This is a genomic window from Prosthecobacter sp. (assembly GCF_034366625.1).
GTDB lineage: Bacteria > Verrucomicrobiota > Verrucomicrobiia > Verrucomicrobiales > Verrucomicrobiaceae > Prosthecobacter.
In genome coordinates this window covers 1-4046 of record NZ_JAXMIH010000021.1, presented here as the reverse complement: position 1 = coordinate 4046, position 4046 = coordinate 1, and the positions used below count along the sequence as shown (strand labels likewise).

4 protein-coding genes and 1 pseudogene are annotated in these 4046 nt (G+C 63.3%); 3 read left to right on the top strand and 2 right to left on the bottom strand.

Going from position 1 to position 4046, the window contains the following annotated elements:
• The coding region (locus tag U1A53_RS20325) for a response regulator transcription factor (protein WP_322283692.1) at window positions 1–498 on the bottom strand (498 nt) is incomplete at its 3' end.
• A 182-nt stretch (window positions 499–680) separates the two neighbouring features.
• Between U1A53_RS20325 and U1A53_RS20320 the strand changes: the two genes are divergently transcribed.
• Genes U1A53_RS20320 through phoU form a run of 3 tightly spaced genes read left to right on the top strand, consistent with a single transcriptional unit; the run spans window position 681 to window position 3395 of the window.
• On the top strand, window positions 681–1811 hold the full coding sequence (locus tag U1A53_RS20320; protein ID WP_322283691.1) for a glycosyltransferase family 1 protein: 1131 nt from the start codon (window positions 681–683) through the stop codon (window positions 1809–1811).
• Complete coding sequence (locus tag U1A53_RS20315) at window positions 1808–2665, top strand: UDP-2,3-diacylglucosamine diphosphatase (protein ID WP_322283690.1); 858 nt, start codon at window positions 1808–1810, stop codon at window positions 2663–2665. The genes U1A53_RS20320 and U1A53_RS20315 overlap by 4 nt, the downstream gene beginning before the upstream one ends.
• A gap of 31 nt (window positions 2666–2696) precedes the next feature.
• Window positions 2697–3395: a phosphate signaling complex protein PhoU gene (gene phoU, locus U1A53_RS20310; protein ID WP_322283689.1), complete on the top strand. Its 699-nt coding sequence runs from the start codon at window positions 2697–2699 to the stop codon at window positions 3393–3395.
• Between the two features lie 189 nt (window positions 3396–3584).
• Here the strand turns inward: phoU and U1A53_RS20305 are convergent.
• Window positions 3585–4046: pseudogene (locus U1A53_RS20305) on the bottom strand (collagen-like protein); the annotation flags it as partial.

The window sequence follows — 4046 nt, the reverse complement described above, 5'->3', positions numbered from 1 at the left end:
CAGCAGGGTGAACTCGCCGGAAGTCAGGGGAATTTCTGCGCCGTCGTGCAGCAGGACATGGCTGTTGACGTCCAGCCGGAACGGGCCGAAAGCCAGCGCCTCCGCTTCTTTCGGCGCAACGACATTCGCGCCGCCGCGCCGCAGCACCGCGCGCACGCGGGCGAGCAGCTCCTGGGCGCCGAACGGCTTGGTGAGGTAGTCGTCCGCGCCGAGTTCCAGACCGGCGATCTTGTCCGTGACCTGGGCTTTGGCCGTGAGGATGATGACCGGGATGGTGGCGGTGCGCGTGTCGGCTCTCAGGCGTTTGAAAATCTGCACGCCGTCCAGGCCGGGCAGCATCAGGTCCAGCACGATGAGCGCCGGTGAATGTTCCAATGCCGCTGGCAGGGCCTGCAGGCCGTTGGCAATGCAGACGGCCTCATGGCCTTCCCGCTCAAGGTGCAGGGCGATGAGTTCGGCGATGTCCGACTCGTCCTCGACGATTAAGATCTTGCTCATGGTGCAGGCAGTTGCCCCGCCGTCAGGCGTGGGGCAAATGCATGATGGTGACGAAGCCGTCACATGGCAACCAACTTGCTCTGGCGATTCACGGCGTCCGTGACAGTTTCGTCACGGGCGCGGGCTTGGAGCAGTTCCTGCGCTGTGCTTGTTCGTTTCATCACGCCCATTCACGCCTCGGCATGAGAATTCTCATCGTCACAGACACGTTCCCGCCGGACATCAACGGCGTGGCCCGCACGCTCAATACCTTGGGCGAGGGGCTGGAACGCCGTGGTCACACCGTCCAGGTGGTCACCACCGTGGAGGCGGCGGACGCCACCGGCTTGCAGCGCCAGGTCATGCACTCGATGCCCTTGCCCGGCTATCCGGGCCTGCGCTTCGGCTTCGCCTCCCTGCGGCAGATGCTGGAGGTCTTCGACGACTTCCGGCCCGAGGTTCTCTACGTGGCCACGGAAGGGCTCATGGGCATTGCGTCGATTCGCGCGGCCGGCAAGCGTGGCATCCCTGTCGTGTCAGGCTTCCACACCAATTTTCAAACCTACCTCGAAGATTACAACCTGCCCGGCCTGGAGCCGCTGGCGCAAGGCATCCTGCGCGGCATTCACAATCAGACCGCGCGCACCCTCACGCCCTCGACGGACACCGCTCACATGCTGGAGCGCTGGGGCATTCAAAACGTCGGCGTCCTCGGTCGCGGTGTGGACACGGACTTGTTCGACCCGCAACGCCGCAGCACGGCCCTGCGACAGAGCTGGGGCGCGGATGACGCCACCCCGGTGGCGATCTACGTCGGCCGCATCGCGGCGGAAAAGAATCTGGAACTGGCGGTGCGCGCCTTTGCCGCGTTCCATCAGGTGCAGCCGGAGGCGCGCATGGTCTTTGTCGGCGATGGGCCGCGTCTGGCGGCCTTGCAGGAGGAGCACCCGGAGTTTCACTATGCCGGCTCCCGCACGGGAGAGGATCTGGCTGCGCATTACGCTTCGGGGGATGTGTTCCTGTTTCCCAGCACCACCGAAACCTTTGGCAATGTCGTGCTGGAGGCGCTGTCCTCGGGTCTCGGCGTGGTGGCGTTTGACTACGCCGCGCCGCGTCTCCTCATCCGCTCCGGTGAAAACGGCTGGGTGGCCCCGCTGGCGGATGAGCCGGCGTTTCTCCATCAGGTGCGCGTGGCCGCCGCCGCGTGGAATGACCGCGCCCTCCGCTTCGCCGCGCGGCAAACAGCATTTGACCTCGGCTGGGCGCGTGTGATTGAACAGTTCGAGCAGGAACTCGCCACGGTGATGCAATCCCCAAGCCCTCTGAAACCATGAGCCACAGTCCTCAGTCCGACGGCGGCGACAAGACCAAGCTGCGGTTCAAGACCCTCTTCATCTCCGACGTGCACCTGGGCATGCCGGACAGCAAGGCCGCGCAGGCCGCTCATTTCATCCGCCACTGCCTGTGTGACAAGCTCGTGCTCAATGGCGACATCATCGACGCCTGGCACCTGCGCCGCCTCGGCGGCTGGAACAAGAGCCACACCAACTTCATCCGCACCGTCCTGCGCAAGATGGAAAAGGAGAACACGCAGATCATCTACCTGCGCGGCAACCACGACGACATCCTCGACCGCTTCATCCCCATCCAGTTTGAGAGCTTCACCATCACCGACGATCACGTTCACAACACCCCGAAGGGCGACTACCTCGTCGTGCATGGCGACGGCTTCGATGCCGTCACCAGCAAACACGCCTGGCTCGCCAAGCTCGGCGGCTTTGGCTACAACGCGCTGCTGCGCCTCAACCGCATTTACAATGGCTACCGCCGTCTGCGGGGGAAGGATCCCTTCTCCTTCAGCGCCTGGATCAAGCACAAGGTGAAGTCCGCCGTCAGTGCCGTGGGGCAGTATGAGGAGCAGTTGCAGCACCTCGCACGCCAGCGCGGCTGCATCGGCATCATCTGCGGCCACATCCACAAGGCGGACAACAAGCTTGTCGGCGACACGCATTACCTCAACTCCGGCGACTGGGTCGAGTCCATGACCGCCATCGTTGAAAACTTCGACGGCAGCTTCGAGATCATCAGCTACCCCGACTTCTGCCGCCTCACCCATCGCGATCCCAAAGGCGCCGCGGCCGAGTCTGAAGATTCGTTTCCTCCCGAAGCTTCAGCAATTCCAATGTAGCAAAACCGACACATTGGGCCACTCTATCCCCATGCAAGAACACATCCTCTCCACCTTCAATCACTCGCTGGAAAGACTGCGCGGCGATGTCCTGGCCATGGCCAGCATGGCGCGGAAGAATCTCGCCAGCGCCATGCGCGGCCTGCTGGAGCGCGACACCGATCTCTGCAACTCCGCCATCGCCGCCGACCAGGACGTCAATGAGCTTGAAAAGGCCGTCGATAAGCTCGGCATGCAGATCCTCGTGAAGTTCCAGCCCACCGCGCACGACCTGCGTCAGGTCATGGGCACCATCCGCGTCGCCAACAACCTCGAACGCATCGCCGACCAGGCCTCCAGCATCGCCAAACGCGCCCGTTTCATCAACAACCTGCCCGAGTTCGCCGAGGTGAAGCTCATCCAGCCCGTGTACTCGATCTGCGATCACAATCTCGACGCCAGCCTGCAGGCCTTCCTCAACGCCGATCCCGAAGCCGCCACCGCCGCCCGCCTGCTCGACAAGGAACTCGATGCCGCCGAAAAGGCGCTCGACCGCGAATTGATCACCGTCATGGAGTCCCATCATTCGGAACTCGAAGGCTACATCCACCTCATCTTCGTCGCCCGCTTCCTCGAACGTGTCGGCGATCACGCCAAGAACATCTGCGAAGACACCATCTTCATCGAGCGCGCCGAAGACATTCGCTTCACCAAGGACAAGCGTGCCGAGATCGCCGCCGCTGCCGCCTGAGCGGCGGGAAAGAGAAAGACAAAGCTGAGCCGAGCAGCCTGGCGGGCTGCGAGTCAGACAATGCGAAGCATTGGGCGTAGCCCGAGACGAGCGTGAGGCGCGAGCGAGTCAAAATCTGAGACGCTGAGAATTCTGATTTCCCATTTCAGCTTTCAGCTTTCAGTTTTTCAGTTTTTCAGTTTCCTCTCCCTACCGCCTGAGCGCCAGGATCAGCTCATCCACCTTGCTGGCAAGGATCTGCACCTCGCTCTGCGTGGGCGGATCGCTCACCGCCATCCCCAGGGTGGCCACGGCGTTGCTATTGCTGCTGCTGGTGGCGATGGCGTCCGTGAGTTGCTGGAGCGAGACCTCGCCGGGAGCGCCCGGCAGTCCTTGCTCGCCCTGGATGCCTTGCGGCCCCGTGCTGCCATCGCTGCCGTTGCTGCCGTTGCTGCCCGTCTCGCCCTGCGGGCCGGTGGGGATGCCAAAAATGAAGTGCAGCGTGCCGTCGGTCACCTCGACCACCACCTGGGCCGGAGTGCCCGTCGGCAGCGTGTTGGTGCCATCGACGATGGCGGCAGTGATGCTCTGGATCGCGTCGATGAGATCCTTGAGGCCGTTCAGTTGGCCGCGCATCTGCACCGCGTCGATCTCGGTGCCGGCCTGGGTAGG